The sequence below is a fragment of the Nonlabens arenilitoris genome (assembly GCF_002954765.1).
Classification (GTDB): domain Bacteria; phylum Bacteroidota; class Bacteroidia; order Flavobacteriales; family Flavobacteriaceae; genus Nonlabens; species Nonlabens arenilitoris.
This window is the reverse complement of the sequence record NZ_MTPW01000001.1, coordinates 2,972,947-2,990,300: the sequence shown is the minus strand read 5'-3', so window position 1 is coordinate 2,990,300 and position 17,354 is coordinate 2,972,947. Positions and strand designations below refer to the sequence as shown.

Genomic DNA, 17,354 nt, shown 5'->3' with positions numbered 1-17,354 from the left:
TTACTGAAGTAATTATAGCGGTCAGGATCACATTTTTTGATCACTACTATTCTCATGATCAACTTAATGAAATGTGCTATAAGCATATCGTTAATAAAGTATGGTGCAAAGCACATATTTTAAGCAGTAAATTTTTACCTTAGCAGCTTAAATTGATTCGTTTTAAATGGGTAAAATAATAGCAATTGCTAACCAAAAAGGTGGTGTAGGTAAAACAACTACGGCGGTAAATCTAGCGGCATCGTTAGGTGTACTAGAGAAAAAAGTACTTCTTATAGATGCAGATCCGCAAGCAAATGCTACATCGGGTTTAGGTATCGATGTTGAAACTGTAGAAAATGGTACTTATCAATTACTAGAACATACTGTTCCAGCGCTAGAATTAGTCATAAAGACTGAGTCACCTAATCTAGATATAATACCTGCTCATATAGACCTAGTCGCTATTGAGATTGAGCTGGTAGATAAAGATGAACGTGAGTACATGATGCGCGAGGCTGTAGTGCCTCTTAAGGAAGTTTATGATTATATTATAATTGACTGTGCGCCATCACTAGGACTTCTTACTCTTAATGCATTAACGGCAAGTGATTCTGTTCTCATACCTATACAATGTGAGTATTTTGCACTTGAAGGATTAGGGAAGCTATTAAACACAATAAAGAGTATTCAAAAAATACACAACGATCAGTTAGATATTGAAGGTTTATTACTTACTATGTATGACAGTCGTTTAAGGCTTTCTAATCAAGTTGTAGAAGAAGTAAATAAGCACTTTAAAGCGTTAACGTTTAACACAATTATACAGCGCAATGTGCGTTTAAGTGAAGCACCATCTTATGGTGAAAGTATTATAAACTATGATGCTGCAAGTAAAGGTTCTGAAAATTACCTAAGTCTAGCAAACGAGTTGATTCAAAAAATGCCTCTAACTAATTATGGCCAAAGCAACTAAGAAACAAGCCCTAGGTCGCGGTCTTTCTGCATTATTGAAAGATCCATCTAATGATATTACAAACGCAAACGATAAAAACGCAGATAAAATTGTGGGTAATGTGGTAGATCTCAATCTTGCAGATATTGAGATGAATCCTTTTCAACCACGTACCAGTTTTAATGAAGAAAACCTGCGCGAGTTAGCCTCTTCTATAAAAGAGCTAGGTGTTATACAGCCCATTACCGTGCGTAAAATGGGTTTCAATAAATATGAGTTAGTAAGTGGTGAGCGTCGCTGTCGTGCTTCTAAGTTATTAGGACTAGAGACCATACCAGCATATGTGCGCATAGCAAATGATCAAGAATCATTAGAAATGGCGCTAGTAGAAAATATTCAGCGTCAAGATTTAGACCCTATTGAAATTGCACTATCTTATCAACGATTAATTGAAGAAATCGATTTAACTCAAGAACAGATGAGTGATCGTGTAGGTAAAAGCCGTAGTGCGATTACTAACTATTTAAGGTTATTGAAACTGGACCCGATTATTCAAACAGGTATGCGCGATGGATTTATTTCTATGGGCCATGGACGTGCACTTATTGCTGTAGATAATTTAGATAAACAACTAGATATCTATCAACAAATCCTAGCAAATGGACTTTCTGTAAGAGAAACAGAAGCTATTGTTAAAGCAGAGAAAAGTGGTAATACGCTTCCGCGAAAGCAGGCTAAAACAACTAAATTACCTACTGAATTAGCTGATGCTACTGAAAAATTGTCTCAGGTACTAGACACCAAAGTAAATGCCACAGTAGACGCAAAAGGAAAAGGTAAACTAACCATAGCTTTTAAGTCGCAAAAGGAACTGGAACGTATTATCAAACAATTGAATGCGTAATTATTTATTATACATATTTCTAATATTTGTTGCATTTACATCTGATGCTCAAGACGCTACAAGACCTGCAGGCGAGTTTAACCTTATAGCAGCAGACTCTGTTAACACGTCAATAGATGCAAACAGACCGGCAAGAGCGGCATTTTATAGTGCCATTTTACCAGGTTTAGGACAAGCGTATAATGGACGTTACTGGAAAGTACCTCTTGTATATGGCGCTTTAGGGACCAGTGTCGCGGTCTATCTTTATAATGAAAATCAATATCAAGATTTGAGAGAGGCTTTCAGGATAAGACTAGCTGGCGGTACTAATGATGCTTTCTCTGATGCAGACGGAAATCCTATAATATCAGATGCAGGATTAGAACGTGCACAGCGCACTGCACAACGCAATAAAGAATTAACACTACTGATAACGGCTGGTATTTATATTCTACAAATTATTGATGCAAATGTTGACGGTCATCTAGATGATTTTAATGTAGACCGCAATTTAAGCCTCACACCTACTATTATGAATATAGAACATGTACCGTCTGGTGCAAATGTAGGATTATCACTTATTTATAACTTTTGATATGAAAATAGCTTTACTAGGTTATGGTAAAATGGGACAAACAATTGAACGTGTTGCAATACAACGTGGTCATGATGTGGTCACTCGTATAGGTAGAAATGATTCTATTGAAGATATTCAAAAAGCTGATGTGGTTATAGAGTTTACAGCACCTGATAGTGCGGTAAGCAATATCAAATTTTGTGCAGATATGGGACTACCAATCGTTTGTGGAACCACTGGCTGGAATGAAGAATTACAAGAAGTAACAGATTATATTGATTCTAAAAAAGGAACTTTAGTACACGCTTCTAATTTTAGTTTAGGTGTAAATATATTCTTTGAGCTTAACCGTAAACTCGCCGCAATGATGGCTCCATACCAAGAGTATAGAGTGAGTATGGAAGAAATACATCATACAGAAAAAAAAGATGCTCCTAGCGGTACCGCTGTAACTCTTGCACAAGGAATAGCTGAATATACTGACCTGAATAAATGGCACTTAGGTACAGATAATGAAAGTAATTCTTTACCTATTGATGCGCAGCGTGTTAAAGATGTAAAAGGTACTCATAGTGTACATTATAGTAGTGTGATTGATGATATAGAAATTAAACATACCGCTCACAGTCGTGATGGATTTGCGATAGGCGCTGTTATCGCCGCAGAGTGGATTACTAAACATAAAGGAATATTTACAATGAAAGATGTTTTAAATCTATCATAGTAACTACCATTAATTATTAAAGTGTAAAAAGATGAGTTGGACAGGTTGGTTAATTTTTTTCTTGGTACTTCAAGTAGTACATGCATTAGGTACTTGGAAAATGTATGTTCCCGCTGGCAGAAAAGCATGGGAAGCATTTGTGCCTGTTTACAATGCTATCATCTTTATGAAAATTTTGAATAGACCTTGGTGGTATGTTTTTTTATTGTTTTTACCTGTAGTAAACTTGATTATGTTTATCGTAGTTTGGGTGGAAGCACTACGATCCTTTGGGTACAATAAGACAAAAGATACAGTATTAGTAATTATTACTTTAGGCTTATATCTTTACTATATTAATTACACGCAGCCGTTAAATTACATTGAGAACCGTAGTTTACAACCACGCACCAGTGCCGGTGAGTGGACTAGTTCTATATTGTTTGCGGTAATTGCAGCTACTATAGTGCATACTTATGTGATGCAGCCATTTATTATTCCTTCACCTTCTTTAGAAAAAACCTTGTTAACTGGTGATTTCTTATTTGTTAGCAAGATGCATTACGGACCTCGTATACCTATGACGCCTGTGGCATTACCTATGGTTCATGACACGATTCCTGTTTTACATGTAAAAAGTTATTTAGAAACTCCACAAATACCATATACACGTATTCCTGGATTTTCAAAAATCAAACGTAATGACATTGTAGTGTTTAACTGGCCAGCAGACACGTTATACGGTTTTCCTTCTATAGACAATTTACATCATGATAAACCTATAGATAAAAAATCTAACTATGTTAAACGATGTGTCGCAATAGCTGGAGACTTGTTCTCTATAGTAGATGGTAAAGTTCATATAGATGGACAACCTACTGTTTTACCTGAAAGAGCAAGGCTACAGCATACCTATAAGTCGGTAACAACACCACAACCTATAGATCCTGCGATGCTCAAGGAAGAATATGATATTACAGATGCAGTTGGACATTATTACGACACAGAGAACGATAACGCTCCTACTCTAGCAGTAAGTGCTGCAACAGTTGAAGCAGCTGCTGCACTTCAAGCAAATCCTAACATCCTGGATCTTAATAAAAGAATCGATAAAAAAGGTAGTTGGGATCCTACTATTTTCCCTTATGATTCTAAAATCGCAAATAATAATGACAATTTTGGACCTGTTTTAATACCTGAAAAAGGCGCTACCGTAGAGATTAATTACAATAACATAGGCTATTACAAACGGATTATTGAAGTTTATGAAGGTAGCGAGATGAACATCTTAAACGCTATAACCGTTAATGGTAAATCTGTTTTAATGAATGGTCGACCATTAAATTCATATACCTTTAAACAAAATTACTATTGGTTAATGGGAGATAATCGCCACAATAGTTATGATAGTCGTGGATGGGGTTTTGTACCAGAAAATCATGTCGTGGGTAAACCTGTCTTCGTGTGGATGAGTATGGACTGGAGCGGTAGTTTTCCCTCGCTAAGATTTGATCGCATGTTTACGACCGTAAATGGATCAGGACAACCAACCTCTTATTTATGGGTGTTAATCGTAGTGCTTTTGGGTTATTTTGGTTATAAAAAGTTTATCAAAAAGAAACGTGACCAATAAACTATGGATTTAATACTACATCCTACCTATTTTATTGATGTAGTAAGTCTAGTACATCTATACCATAGTAATCATGTGACACTTGAAATCCATGATAATTACGTAAAGCAAACCTATCGCAACCGCTGTTATATTGCAGCTGCAAATGGCAAACTAGCGTTAAACATACCTATCGTTCATCAAAAAACAGGAGGCTCAGTACCTTATAATAGCATTGAGATTAACCGGACAGATGATTGGGCTACACAACACTTAAAAAGCATAAAAAGCGCTTACAACAGTAGTCCTTTTTATGAATATTATGAAACTGATTTACATGAATTGTATAGAGACATTCCTAAATTGTTAATTGATTGGAATATCAAAACCTTACATTGGGCGTTAGATCTATTAAATATTAAAAAAGCTATACAAACTACTGATCAGTATTTAGATAATGATAAAGCGCGAGATCTGGTCACAGCAAAACAAATACCTATTCTTAACACAGATCCATATATTCAAGTATTTCAAGAAAAACACGGATTTTTAAATGCTCTTAGCGCTTTAGATTTGATATTTAATGTAGGCCCAAGCGCAGGAGTATATTTAAAATCACAATATTATCTTATAAAAAACACTAAGTGATTGAAGATGATTTTTTCAAGCTAACGTCTTTTATAAAAACACCCAGCTTATGGAACGGATCTCTTGCAGGTATTAAACAATTCCCTTTAAGCGATTTAAATCTATCTCATTTAAGCAATCAAAATTTATTTTCAGAATTCCCAGTAATTCCAGAAAATATTGTGCTAGGGAAACGTGCAGAATATTACTATCAGTATTGTATTGAGCAAAGTTCTAATTATGATTTAATTGCCTCTAATATACAGATCAATGTAGCTAGAATTACTAAAGGCGAAATTGATTATATTATTAAAGAGATTAAAACAGGTAAAATTTTACACGTTGAATTAGTTTATAAATTTTACTGTTACAATCCACAAATTAATGAAAAATCAAATGTTTTAAATCCAGCAAAAAGCCTCGAGCTATCTAAACTTGTCGGTCCTAATAAGCGAGATAATTTTGTCTTTAAGTTTGATCGCTTAGTAAGCCATCAGCTACCACTACTCCATTCCCCAGCTGCTGTCAAGACCTTATCCTCATATAATTTTGACTTAGATAATATTGAACAACGTGTTTGTTTTTTGGCTCATATCTACATACCACGTGAACTATGGCAGCACGAATTTAAGTACATCAATAAACGCTGTATAGCTGGTTACTATTTGAATTATGACGCTTTCGCGAAAGCGTATACCGACAACATCTATTTCATACCAGAAAAACATCAATGGATTGGAAATTGTCAAGCGCTACCGATTTCATATAACTATACCCAAACCGTAAAAATCGTAAAAGAAAGTATTGCTAGAAACTTTGCTCCGATGATATGGATGCAATTAGAAAATGGGCAATTTGAATCATTTTTTGTTATTGCATAATTCATAATAAATTCTATAAATAGATAAATAAAACACCTCTATTTAAGATAATGTAAACATGTTTTAACCTTTTATTCTTAATGCCAGCACTATATCATTGTTACCTTTATAACAATATAATATATAAGCCATGCAGAAAAATTTGAAAGAAAAACTCAAGATCGACCTTTAGGTGGTCTAGGAAAAGTAAACAAGAATAAGGATTTTGACTTAAAGTCTGAAACATTAACGGAGAAAAACCAGCAAAAAACAAAATAATGAATTACCTAAATTTAGATAAAGATAAAACTGAAAAAACAGTTCAAGAATTAAATGTTCTATTGTCAGATTACCACGTTTATTATCAAAAGTTGAGAAACTTTCATTGGAATATAGTAGGTAAAAACTTTTTTGATCTACACATCAAGTTTGAAGAGATGTATGATGATGCAAAATTAAAAGTAGATGAAATTGCAGAGCGTATATTAACATTGCGCTACCAACCTACTTCTAACTTATCAGATTACCTAAAAAAATCAAATTTGAAGGAATCAAAGTCTGAGCATACAGATGTTGAAATGGTTAATACCTTGTTAGAAGATCACGGTACCTTAATTCAACAAATGCGTAAAGTTGTAGAACGTGCAGACAAAGCTGGAGATGAAGGTACGATAGACTTAATAGGTGCCTACATAAGAGAATTAGAAAAAACAAGTTGGATGTTAGACGCGTGGAGAATGAATACCAGCGACAATCATCAATCTGTTTAATTTATTTCAAACCCCATACAGCACCGTCTAAGTTATTGTATTGCTTAGACGGTGTTTTTTTATACCTTTTAACAATGAGAATTTTATATCCTTTATTACTAATACTTTTATTTCAGTTTGCAAGTTGTCAGGATTACGGAAAACTTACATATATCAAACATTTACCTGATGATTTAAAAGAAGTAAGCGGTATGGAATCCATAGCAGGAACTGATTTATTATTTGCGGTCAACGATTCTGGTAATGAGCCTATACTATACATCTATGACTTAGAATTAGGTTATTATGAATGGACATCACCAATTTTAAAAAATCATGACTGGGAAGATCTGAGCAGCTATTATGATGAGATAACTGGTAAAACATATTTATATATTGGAGATATTGGAAATAACAGTAACAAACGTAAAGATCTGGTTATTTATGAACTTGATATCACTACCATCGCTAGACAAGATGAAATTATTGAGTCAGTTAATGTTTTTCCACTAAAATATTCAAACCAAGAAGATTTTCCTCCTAAAAAGAAAGATAGAATATTTGACTGTGAGGCATTTGTAAGAGTAGATAGTTATTTCTACTTTTTTAGTAAAAATAGAAGTAGCGATTTTAACGGGAAAACACAGATGTATCGTTTGAAAGCTGATGGCTCTTCAAGCGTGGCAGAGTATCTTACAGATATTGAAATATGTAATGATTCTAAAGATTGCTTAATTACTAGTGCAGACGTTAACTCACGTGGAGATATTGCATTATTAACCAGTGATAAAGTTTTTATTCTTTCTAACTGGGATTCTGAATTTATACATTATGAAATAAGCAGGCAAGATCTTGATCACTATTCTCAAAAAGAGTCTATCATTTTTAAAGCAGATGATATCTTATGGATAAGTGATGAACAATCTAAAAAAACAGGAGGAAATCTTTATGAACTTAAGTTATAACTAAAGCTTTCTATATTTCCAAAAAATATATGCTCCAGCAAGCTCTACAGCAATACCTAGTAATATCATACCTGTAGCCCCAATTATTTCCATTAAATAAAGCACAATACCTACAAAAACAATAGCACTACCTAGTGCAATAAGCATGACGCCACTTTTCTTATCCTTCATGCGTTAAAAATACAAAAGGCTCGCATAAACTGCGAGCCTTTGAAATATAAAATAACTTTGTGTATTAAAAACTAAAGCCTACTTGAAAACTAAATCTTAATCCATCATCACCATGGAAGAAATTGAAGTTAGCTCCTATCGCTTCAGCAGAATTAACCCAAAATCCACCACCAAAATCATTATGCCATTTATCATTGAATTCTCCATCTACCCATACGCGACCAACATCTGCTCCAGCAAATAATCCCATTTGTAATGGTATAAGTCCTGTTTTAAACTCATTAAAGCTATATCTTAAATCACCACTTGCAGCAAATGATCGCTGACCAGAGAAACGCTGTGTACGATATCCTCTAAGACCATTATTCTGACCTAGTTCTGCAAATTGAAAAAATTGATAATTGTTACCTACATTAATTTGACCTAAGATCGTAGATTTGATCACCCATTTACGATCTCTAGAAATAGCGTTATAGAAACCTAATTTTGGTCTAAAGTACAAAAGACTTTGATCTACATTTTCAGTAGCAATAGTGCCACCTATTGTGGTTTCAAAAATCATTCCTCTAGTAGGATTTAATTTATTATCATAACTCTCATAATTATAAGTCGCTCTAGTATCAACATACCATTTGCGTTCATAAAAATCTGGATTAGTTTCTGGATCAATTAAATCTGTAATAAAGCGTTCATTACCTTCTTCTACCTCTATACCTTGTACATTAGACAAAATAGTAAGGTTTGATCCATATTCACCATTATATTTAATCCCTAGACCCAGTGTTGTCTCACTGATACGAACACGATTATAATCAAAATCAAAATCTTCCTGTAAATTTTCAGAATCGTTCCCTACCCCAAAAAAGTTCTCAGTAAAGGTTGGTCCTGCAAAGCGACCGTTTACTATTAAATTAACTCCATTAAATACACCGGCAAATTCTCCAGTATAATTAATATCATAACCATTTGTAGCAAAATAATATCCAGCAGTTATTTTATGAACTCTTGTATGTGGATTACGATTAAATCCATTAACCGTATATACATTTTGAAGTCCTAATTTAAACCCATCATCTGGATTAAAACCTATTGCTGGTGTTAGCGCATTACTGGTTAAAATATTCTTACGCGGATTATATAAATTAGTATCATAATTATCTGAAAGTCGCACACGTGCACCATTCTTTGCCTTAAACGTATTGTCTTTTGATTTATGATCATAAATTGATATCGCTTTACCTTCTTCAATGTCATAAATATCATTGTTTTGACCACCTATAACGCGCACCTTTATTTTCTTCTTCCCATTCCCCATAGCTTTTATGATATCATCATCATCTAGTGCATATATCCATATTTCATTAGTATCCTTGATATCAAAAACTCGTTGAGCAACAACATCAGCTTTCTCTCCATCTTTATTACGGTATATGGTGACTTCAGTCTTGCCATCCTCTATACGGTTGATCTCGATAATATCATCTTTATCAGTACCGGTCATGATAGCTAGACTAGCGAGATAGTCATAATAATCATTTACCGTTTCTAGCAAATTATCACGACGCTTTTTCATATTCTTAACAATGATTTGTGTTGATTCATGTGGATATATCTCTGACGGTAAATTTTTAAAAGCATTTTCTATTTGCTCATCAGTTAAATTTTCTTGGATATATTTTGCCTGAGATTCCCATACAAACCGATCACTATTTTGAGCCAGTGCTCTATCTAAATAGTTTGCAGCTGTATTAAACCATTTAACATCTGTAAGTTTTTCTTCATAGGTAGCAAATTGATTAGTTATTCCTATCATCGTGCGCAAAGTCGCAAATAATGCTCCATCAAAATTTGAATACACTTGATCTCTATCACGCGGTATTGCACGGAAGAGATGCGTTCCATCCTCTAATTCAAATTCAGACCAGCGCCATTGATCCTGGTGTCTATCCCAGTCACCTATAAGCATATCAAATATTCTAGCTTTCACATAATGAGGCTCATCAATCTTATATTTTTCATCACGGCGTAAACGTTCAAATACATCTGCAGTACTTTCAATATCATCTGGTTTACCGAAACTAAGAAGCTCTTTATGATTCTCTTCTGGACGTTCTACTAGTAAGTATAATTCGTCACCATAATCATTATTATACTTACCTAAAGCTTGTTGTTTAGGTAGATAAAAGATTTCTGGATTAGTATGATACACACCTACAGCGTCTGCTAGATCTGGAATAGTTAAAGCCGCATATGGATGCGCTGCTGTGTAGAAGTCAAATAATAAATCTTCGGTAGTTGTATTTTCAAAACCTTCAACAACTTGGTTTTCTTTAAAAACAGTGGTTTGCAAGAACTGTACAGCACTTTTCTTTAGTGCTCTTATATTATATTCTTTACCATTCCTATCCTTCAATCTTAATGCTCTTGTCTGGTGTCCACCACCAGCTCTTACAACTTCAAGACCGCCATAAAGGGTATCTAACAAAGCTACTTTAGCATTAACCTCAATTCCATATAGGTCACGATATTTATTACCCCATACAGATTCATAAAAACCAGACACGTCTGTGCGCTCTTTTTCATAGATACTCGCTTTCGCGAAAGCGGGATAACTACTAGGCAATTGATTCATATCAAACTCTTTAGGCTTTTCAATTGCCTGAACGGTGTAAATCAATTCTGTTATACCATCACGTAAGGTGTAATATCTTACCCATCCACTACCATCTTCAAGTACATCAAATCGAGCAAATCCTTTACCACCATAAGCAAAGAGTCCGTCATAACTTAAGGTCGCATAGCTTTGTTTTGAACCGCTACCAGAGACGATCTGACGTATTCCATCATTCTCTATATACTGTAAGGTGTGTTCATGACCACTGGCAAAAATAATACGAGATGCTTGAGATGATCTAGCTAGTGTAGATACTCGATTTACCATTTCTTGATAACGTTCATTTTGTTTGTCTTGAGAACTAATACCACCACTAGTACGTACTTGATTTACTAAAGAAGCGATTATAGGTAAAGGTATATCTCTTTGAGTAGGAAATAAATGTTTAGTTGCGGCATACTGGCCACCGTGCACACCATTAGTAAATAAAGGATGATGCATGGCTACAAGAATGACCTTATCTTGATTTTTTTTAAACTCACCTTCTATTTCTAAGAACAACTGTTCTCTTGTTTTTATTTGATCACAATCGTCATTAATAGTAGGGTGTTTATCCCATTGCGCAAGGTACCACTGACTATCTAAGATTATAAGCTGTATTTCTTCTGATAATTCTATACTTTCTAGAGGACAGCCCACTTTAGGTTCCCATATATTCTTATCATCTAATGCTTTTTCTATATACTCTTTTTCTCTTTTTACATTTTTAAGTCCTTGATCGTACCAGTCGTGATTACCAGGTATAAAAATAGTTTTACCGTCAAATGCTTGCGCAACGGCTATTTGAGCATTTAAATGATTCTCTGCTAGCGGTCTAAATGAATCATCCTTATCTGGCATTCCCACAGGATAAATATTATCTCCTAGAAAGATTAGGTGAGCATTTTTGGTGTCTTGATTTTCAATATGTTGCTCTAGGGCAATTAAACCTTCACTTTTACCGTTCATAGGCGATTTTCCTGCATCACCTATCAGGTAAAATGACTTTACAATCTGTGCATTATCAGGAAATGCGTTCTGTGATTCTTCCCTATATTGCTCCTTGTAAGAGGCACATCCTACTAGGATGAAAACGGCAACAAAAAAAAGAGTAGTATTTTTAATCATAAATTAAGAGGTTTTTATTTCATTTTGAGGTATCATTGAGACTATGACAGATAATATTTTTCAAAAAGCAGATGATTTTGTTCTTGAGTTGTTTAAAACACAACTTGATGAAACTTATGTATATCATAACTACATGCATACCGCAAGAGTCGTTAAAAGTACTAAAGAGATAATTGAAAACACCGAAATCGATGTTAAAGAAGAACAAGCTTTAATTATTGCAGCATGGCTGCACGATACGGGCTACATCCATGGTGCCGAAGGTCATGAAGAACGCAGCGCTCAAATTGCTGAAGAGTTTTTAACAAAACATAATGCAGATCAATCTACTATTACGCTAGTCAAAAAATTAATTCTTGCCACAAAATTTAATGGTACGCCACAAACTGCTTTAGAGGAAATATTAAGAGATGCAGACGCCTCGCACTTTGCAAAAGATTACTATGATGAAACCAGTGAATTACTTAAAAAAGAATTAGAACTGCGTGGTATCGCTACTTATACTAACAAAGAATGGCGACAAGAAAACATAAGAGTGTTTACTGAAAAACATCGCTACTACTCTGACTATGCAATTAAGAACTGGAATAAGGACAAGAATGAGAACCTTATGAAGTTGTTGAGGAAGAAGAAAAAAATAAACAAAAACTTAAAAAGGAGAAACTTAAAGTTGATTTAAAAAATCAAAGCCCAGAGCGAGCGATACAAACACTGTTTAGAACCGCATTGCGTAATCATATTAAATTAAGTGACATTGCAGACACTAAGGCTAACATATTGTTATCTGTAAATGCTATTATCATATCTCTAGCACTGGCAAATTTAATACCTAAACTAGAGCAGGTAAGCAATAGACACCTTTTATGGCCTACTCTAATATTAGTCTTATTTTCTGTAGCGAGTATAGTATTATCTATAATGTCTACTAGACCTAATATTACATCTGGTGAATTTACAGATGATGAAGTTAGAGATCGTAAAGTCAACTTACTTTTCTTTGGTAACTTTCATAAAATGCCACTTAATAAGTATAAAAACTCTGTAATGGATTTACTTGAAGAGAAAGAAGAAGTTTATGAATCTTTAATTAAAGATTTATACTATCTAGGTGTTGTACTGGCTAGAAAGTATAAATTATTAAGACTTACTTATACTATTTTTATGATAGGTATTATAGGCTCTGTACTTGCTTTTGTAATTGCGTTTGCCCTACTCGATCTAGATTCTATTGCTGATGTAATTCCTGCAACAAATCCTTAAAAGTTAAACGCTTTTTATCTTCTGATTTTTTATTATAGAGTACACCTACACGTATGGCTTTAAGCCCTACAACTCCTTGAACATCTTCTAATTCCAAAAGTTCAATCTCATCGTTCAAATATTTTTGATCTTGAAGGAAAGAAATATATCTTAAGTACTCTAGTTCACTTTCGTGATTTGTATAGATGATGGAAATTTTACCTTTTTGAGTGATACGCTCATTTGTACCTTTAATATTGGCCTTATCTATTCTTTTCTTAACCACCTCATATCTCGCATTATAAGCACCGTCCACGTCAAATCTCTTTTCATCGATACGGTATCTAATACCTAGTGTATTACCGAAAACTAATATCATAGAAGCAGCCTCTATTTGAACCGGTAAGCTTTCTTGATATTGATAAAATTTATTCTCCATCTGGATCATGGTTTGTAGTTGCCATAACCTTAGATTGTATAAATAAACAGGATTATAAGATTGTCCACGTACTATACTAGAACCCACATAGATATTGTGCTCTACACCATCAGTTTTATAACGTTCAAAAAAGTGAGGATAAATCTCTTGTGCTTCCTTTTGCTTACGATCTAGAAAACGAGCTAATCGTTCATTAACGACCTGTACTGTAGTATCATAATTATCTCTATTAGTAAAAATGACACCAGACTCAGAATTTAAAGCAGCCTCATAGTCCGTGACTAGTTGCCTCAGTTTTTTAGATAGTTCCTTAACATGATCCATAAAAGGGTTAACTTCTCCTTCTAGAATACTGATAATCTCGCGTTCTGTATTAGCATTTATATTATTATGCTCCAGTTCCTCTTGAAATTTATGGATTCTATGAATAATTTGATCATATATAGGCAATGGCTCATTCGCTTTCGCGAAAGCGAATATCTCACTAACCAACTCGAGTTGAGAGATCAAGTCTGTTTTAATGGCCTCATTGCGCGCATCACTACTACCTACCACGTCAATTTGTCCATATAAAGGACTCACATCTTCAAAAACCAAGTCCTTAAAACTATCATCTAAAGATTCTGCTCGTGATCTGATTAAACGACGCGCCTCTTGCTCAAATTTCCACTGAACACTAGGATGAATAGATGTACATTCAGTCTGTATCAGTGCTTTAATAGTTGTTTCATATTCTTGCTCTGATCGTATTAAAGCCATTTTAAGATAGTCTGAGATGCCATCTAATTTTTGAGCATTAAAGACATTTAATAGGTATGGTGTAAAACTGGCCAGTTCTAAAATCCCTAGTAATCTACCTTCATGCGATATAGGATAAAATATAGCGCTATTAAATCCTGCATTGATAAGGTTATCTGGTAAAAAAGTGTTGTCTACCGTCTCACGATATTGTTTTACATCTGTAATTACTAATGGCGTAAAATCTCTCAATAAATGAGCATAAGAGTCTGCGCATAGTGCATTATTACAGTTTTTTTCATGACTAGAGCCTAATAAGAAACTACTAGAATCACTGTAAACCATGTTTTCAAAAAGCATGTCCACATTATTGTAAACCGTAAAGCCTACTTGCAAATCTTCAATATTGAACATTTGCTTGAAAATCTTTTCTACCTTTTCTGTTTCATGAGTCGATTTTTCTCCTAGATTGCCCAGTAAAACAGTTTTTAAATCAGATATGGCATTATCCATAGTCACATCTGTTAGACTTATAATCCCAAAGCCTTTAAAAGTGTAGCTGTTTTTTGGAAATTTAGATTTCCAGAGCTCTTTATCCTCTGGGTTGCGCAATAATTCTTTAATGTTATCTTCTGATAATCTATACTTCTCCTCTTTAAGTTCAACCTCTACAAAATCTGCATTGTATGTAATACGATAAGATTTTAAATTACCATTTTTATCAGGAATCTGACAATGTAATGGTTTGCTTAAATCAATGTCTGCATTATATATTTCTTTGAGAATGACACCACTAGCCATGGTAAAATAATCAAAATCGGTATTTGAGAGTAATGAAAACTGTTGATCTTTTGAATGAGATAATAAGTTTTCAAAACGTTGCGTTTTATTAAATAAAAAGTCTGAAAATGGTATGGTGGCGGCTTTTATTTCATTAAGTGTTAATGCGGTAGGAAATAAATCAGAAAGTAATGTATTAATCACCTCTTTTTCTTGTTCTATTTCTTCAATTTTTAAACCGTCTTCTAATCTAGGATGTTGATTCACATAATCTAATGTCGCATTAAGAAATGCGATTGCGATAGGATTAGTCTCTGTCTTAAGACGTTCCCTATAATGTGCAATTACCTTGTGAAAACTCAAGGTCACTTCCATCATAAAATCTTCAGGTAACATATTCATAAATACAAAGGTAAAACTATTAGAATTAGGATGACTCAAGGTCCTATAGTTTTAGAAAGTTTTAACCTGTTTGATAGTGGTAAAACTATTATTTTTGGAAAAATTGTTAGCATGAAATATCTACTGCCTATTATAGCTCTTTTAATCACAGTTTCTTGTAATGAAAAGGCTAAAAATGATAATACTTATTTTATAGAAGGTGATGCGCCAGGTGTCTATAATGGTATGAGAGTTTATCTTAATAAACTTAACGCGGCTAATAGTCCAGTTGTTATTGACACTGCAATAGTGATGAATGAAAAATTTCATTTTGATAAAGGTGAAAAGAAGGATTTTGCCGAAGTACGTTTCTTATCTATGGAAACTGGTAATGATCGCATGATATTTATAGAAGGTGATGAACCTTTAAAAATTAAAATAAATCAAGATTCCTTATGGGCTAGTTCTGTAACTGGTAGTAAAGAGAATAAGATTCTTTATGACTTTAGAGCAGATCAAGCGGCATATCAAAAAAGAACAAATGAGTTTAAAACAGCTCGTGGTGAGGCATATCGATCTGGTGATCAACAAAAAGGTGATGATGTAACAAAATCATGGATGGATGCTGAAGAGGCTTATAAAAATGAAGTTTTTGATATTGTAAAATCTAATCCCAATAAATTAGTAAGTAGTATGATTATTGGTGATTTATTAAATTCTAAGTTAATTGATACAGATAAGGCTTTGGAATTATTTGACCTGCTAGAAGGTGATGTGAAGGAAACAGCGATTACAAAAAGTTTAGAGAGCTACCTTACTAAATTCTCTACTACTGCAATAGGTGCAAAAGCGCCTTTATTTGAAGGTAAAACACCTGATGGTGATGTCTTAAAATTAGATGATGTTATGGGTAAAGTAACGCTTATTGATTTCTGGGCATCGTGGTGTGGACCATGTAGAAGAGAAAATCCTAATGTAGTAAGAGCTTATAAAGAATATCATGATAAAGGATTTAATATTATAAGTGTTTCTTTAGATCGCCAAAACGCAGAAGCTGCATGGAAAGCCGCCATTGAAAAAGATGAAATGGACTGGTATCACATTTCAAGATTAATGCACTGGCAAGATCCTATCGCAAAGCTTTATAACGTTAGTAGTATACCTGCTACATTTTTACTAGATGAAAATGGTATTATAATCGCAAAAGACTTGCGTGGTCAAGCTTTACATGATAAACTAGCAGAACTTCTATAGCTTATTCATTTTTCTTAATACAAATAAAGCTACTATAGGCAATAGCATTAATATCACAGTGAGCGTTTGTTCAAATATGATGTTATAATCATATAAAATGGTCACAATATATCCTGCCACTGCTCCACCAAAATGAGCATCATGTCCTATATTATCTGACTTATTTTTCATACCATATATAGAATAAGCTAAATAGCCTATACCAAAAACAAAACCTGGGATAATACCATAAATATAAATTCTAGGTTCCAACAATATAGCCGAATAAATTATTCCCATCACAGCGCCACTTGCACCTATAGCGCTATAGTGATATTCATCTTTATGGAAAAAATAACTGAGTAAACCACCACCTAATAGACTTGCAAAATAAACTACTAAAAAACCAATATCGCCTAAATCTACCACAACATAATGCGCAAAGAAGTACAAGGTTAACATATTAAAAATGAGATGTTGTAAATCTGCATGAAGAAAACCACTAGTTAAAAACCGCAATTGCTCACCGCGCAGTATACCTGCTATATTGAACTTATACTTATCGAAGAAAAAACGGTCTTGAAAACCCTTAAAACTTACTAATGCACATGCTACTATAATCACTATAGTTACTATATCTAATCCTTGATTCATATCCTTCTTTTACTTAGGAACAAGA

16 protein-coding genes are annotated in these 17,354 nt (G+C 33.9%); 12 read left to right on the top strand and 4 right to left on the bottom strand.

Annotation, left to right across the window (positions count from 1 at the left end):
* Positions 1-166 precede the first annotated feature (166 nt).
* The 9 genes from BST92_RS13310 (at position 167) to BST92_RS13270 (ending at position 7,913) form a co-directional block, all read left to right on the top strand.
* Entirely contained in the window at positions 167-955 is a 789-nt protein-coding gene (locus tag BST92_RS13310; RefSeq protein WP_105071897.1) for a ParA family protein, read from the top strand.
* Positions 939-1,838 carry a ParB/RepB/Spo0J family partition protein gene (locus BST92_RS13305; RefSeq protein WP_105071896.1) on the top strand — a complete coding sequence of 300 codons (900 nt, stop codon included), beginning with the start codon at positions 939-941 and terminating at the stop codon, positions 1,836-1,838. Before BST92_RS13310 ends, BST92_RS13305 begins: the two co-directional genes overlap by 17 nt.
* Complete coding sequence (locus tag BST92_RS13300) at positions 1,831-2,415, top strand: DUF5683 domain-containing protein (protein ID WP_105071895.1); 585 nt, start codon at positions 1,831-1,833, stop codon at positions 2,413-2,415. Before BST92_RS13305 ends, BST92_RS13300 begins: the two co-directional genes overlap by 8 nt.
* 1 nt (position 2,416) lies before the next feature.
* Positions 2,417-3,121, top strand: coding sequence for a 4-hydroxy-tetrahydrodipicolinate reductase (gene dapB / locus BST92_RS13295; protein ID WP_105071894.1), 705 nt, complete (start codon positions 2,417-2,419; stop codon positions 3,119-3,121).
* Between the two features lie 31 nt (positions 3,122-3,152).
* Positions 3,153-4,733, top strand: a complete 1,581-nt coding sequence (gene lepB / locus BST92_RS13290) for a signal peptidase I (protein WP_105071893.1) — start codon at positions 3,153-3,155, stop codon at positions 4,731-4,733.
* Between the two features lie 3 nt (positions 4,734-4,736).
* Positions 4,737-5,360, top strand: a complete 624-nt coding sequence (locus tag BST92_RS13285) for a WbqC family protein (RefSeq protein ID WP_105071892.1) — start codon at positions 4,737-4,739, stop codon at positions 5,358-5,360.
* Positions 5,357-6,220, top strand: coding sequence for a DUF1853 family protein (locus BST92_RS13280; protein WP_105071891.1), 864 nt, complete (start codon positions 5,357-5,359; stop codon positions 6,218-6,220). Before BST92_RS13285 ends, BST92_RS13280 begins: the two co-directional genes overlap by 4 nt.
* Positions 6,221-6,477: 257 nt before the next feature.
* Entirely contained in the window at positions 6,478-6,969 is a 492-nt protein-coding gene (locus BST92_RS13275; RefSeq protein ID WP_105071890.1) for a Dps family protein, read from the top strand.
* Positions 6,970-7,043: 74 nt separating this feature from the next.
* The gene (locus BST92_RS13270; RefSeq protein WP_105071889.1) at positions 7,044-7,913 is read left to right on the top strand and encodes a hypothetical protein; all 870 of its coding nucleotides are present in this window, start codon (positions 7,044-7,046) and stop codon (positions 7,911-7,913) included.
* Here the strand turns inward: BST92_RS13270 and BST92_RS15070 are convergent, their stop codons facing one another.
* Both BST92_RS15070 and BST92_RS13265 read right to left on the bottom strand, forming a co-directional pair.
* On the bottom strand, positions 7,914-8,084 hold the full coding sequence (locus BST92_RS15070; RefSeq protein ID WP_170061759.1) for a hypothetical protein: 171 nt from the start codon (positions 8,082-8,084) through the stop codon (positions 7,914-7,916).
* Positions 8,085-8,148: 64 nt separating this feature from the next.
* Positions 8,149-11,865, bottom strand: a complete 3,717-nt coding sequence (locus tag BST92_RS13265) for a metallophosphoesterase (RefSeq protein ID WP_105071888.1) — start codon at positions 11,863-11,865, stop codon at positions 8,149-8,151.
* Between the two features lie 43 nt (positions 11,866-11,908).
* Here BST92_RS13265 and BST92_RS15280 point away from each other — a divergent pair, with 43 nt between their 5' ends.
* Entirely contained in the window at positions 11,909-12,544 is a 636-nt protein-coding gene (locus BST92_RS15280; protein ID WP_245910941.1) for an HD domain-containing protein, read from the top strand.
* 47 nt (positions 12,545-12,591) lie between these two features.
* Complete coding sequence (locus BST92_RS15275) at positions 12,592-13,125, top strand: Pycsar system effector family protein (protein WP_245910939.1); 534 nt, start codon at positions 12,592-12,594, stop codon at positions 13,123-13,125.
* Here BST92_RS15275 and BST92_RS13255 read toward each other — a convergent pair.
* Positions 13,091-15,463, bottom strand: a complete 2,373-nt coding sequence (locus BST92_RS13255) for a GAF domain-containing protein (RefSeq protein ID WP_105071887.1) — start codon at positions 15,461-15,463, stop codon at positions 13,091-13,093. The genes BST92_RS15275 and BST92_RS13255 overlap by 35 nt on opposite strands.
* 111 nt (positions 15,464-15,574) lie before the next feature.
* Between BST92_RS13255 and BST92_RS13250 the strand changes: the two genes are divergently transcribed.
* Positions 15,575-16,696 carry a TlpA disulfide reductase family protein gene (locus BST92_RS13250; RefSeq protein WP_211292505.1) on the top strand — a complete coding sequence of 374 codons (1,122 nt, stop codon included), beginning with the start codon at positions 15,575-15,577 and terminating at the stop codon, positions 16,694-16,696.
* Here the strand turns inward: BST92_RS13250 and BST92_RS13245 are convergent.
* The gene (locus BST92_RS13245) at positions 16,691-17,329 is read right to left on the bottom strand and encodes a rhomboid family intramembrane serine protease (RefSeq protein ID WP_105071885.1); all 639 of its coding nucleotides are present in this window, start codon (positions 17,327-17,329) and stop codon (positions 16,691-16,693) included. The two genes, BST92_RS13250 and BST92_RS13245, sit on opposite strands and share 6 nt — an antisense overlap.
* Between the last annotated feature and the right edge of the window lie 25 nt (positions 17,330-17,354).

Coding starts and splice junctions, on each gene's coding strand:
- dapB (WP_105071894.1), top strand. CDS start 2,417: ATGAAAATAGCTTTACTAGGTTATGGTAAAATGGGACAAACAATTGAA.
- BST92_RS13270 (WP_105071889.1), top strand. CDS start 7,044: ATGAGAATTTTATATCCTTTATTACTAATACTTTTATTTCAGTTTGCA.
- BST92_RS13285 (WP_105071892.1), top strand. CDS start 4,737: ATGGATTTAATACTACATCCTACCTATTTTATTGATGTAGTAAGTCTA.
- BST92_RS13305 (WP_105071896.1), top strand. CDS start 939: ATGGCCAAAGCAACTAAGAAACAAGCCCTAGGTCGCGGTCTTTCTGCA.
- BST92_RS13245 (WP_105071885.1), bottom strand. CDS start 17,329: ATGAATCAAGGATTAGATATAGTAACTATAGTGATTATAGTAGCATGT.
- BST92_RS13265 (WP_105071888.1), bottom strand. CDS start 11,865: ATGATTAAAAATACTACTCTTTTTTTTGTTGCCGTTTTCATCCTAGTA.
- lepB (WP_105071893.1), top strand. CDS start 3,153: ATGAGTTGGACAGGTTGGTTAATTTTTTTCTTGGTACTTCAAGTAGTA.
- BST92_RS15280 (WP_245910941.1), top strand. CDS start 11,909: ATGACAGATAATATTTTTCAAAAAGCAGATGATTTTGTTCTTGAGTTG.
- BST92_RS13275 (WP_105071890.1), top strand. CDS start 6,478: ATGAATTACCTAAATTTAGATAAAGATAAAACTGAAAAAACAGTTCAA.
- BST92_RS13250 (WP_211292505.1), top strand. CDS start 15,575: ATGAAATATCTACTGCCTATTATAGCTCTTTTAATCACAGTTTCTTGT.
- BST92_RS13310 (WP_105071897.1), top strand. CDS start 167: ATGGGTAAAATAATAGCAATTGCTAACCAAAAAGGTGGTGTAGGTAAA.
- BST92_RS13300 (WP_105071895.1), top strand. CDS start 1,831: ATGCGTAATTATTTATTATACATATTTCTAATATTTGTTGCATTTACA.
- BST92_RS13255 (WP_105071887.1), bottom strand. CDS start 15,463: ATGAATATGTTACCTGAAGATTTTATGATGGAAGTGACCTTGAGTTTT.
- BST92_RS15070 (WP_170061759.1), bottom strand. CDS start 8,084: ATGAAGGATAAGAAAAGTGGCGTCATGCTTATTGCACTAGGTAGTGCT.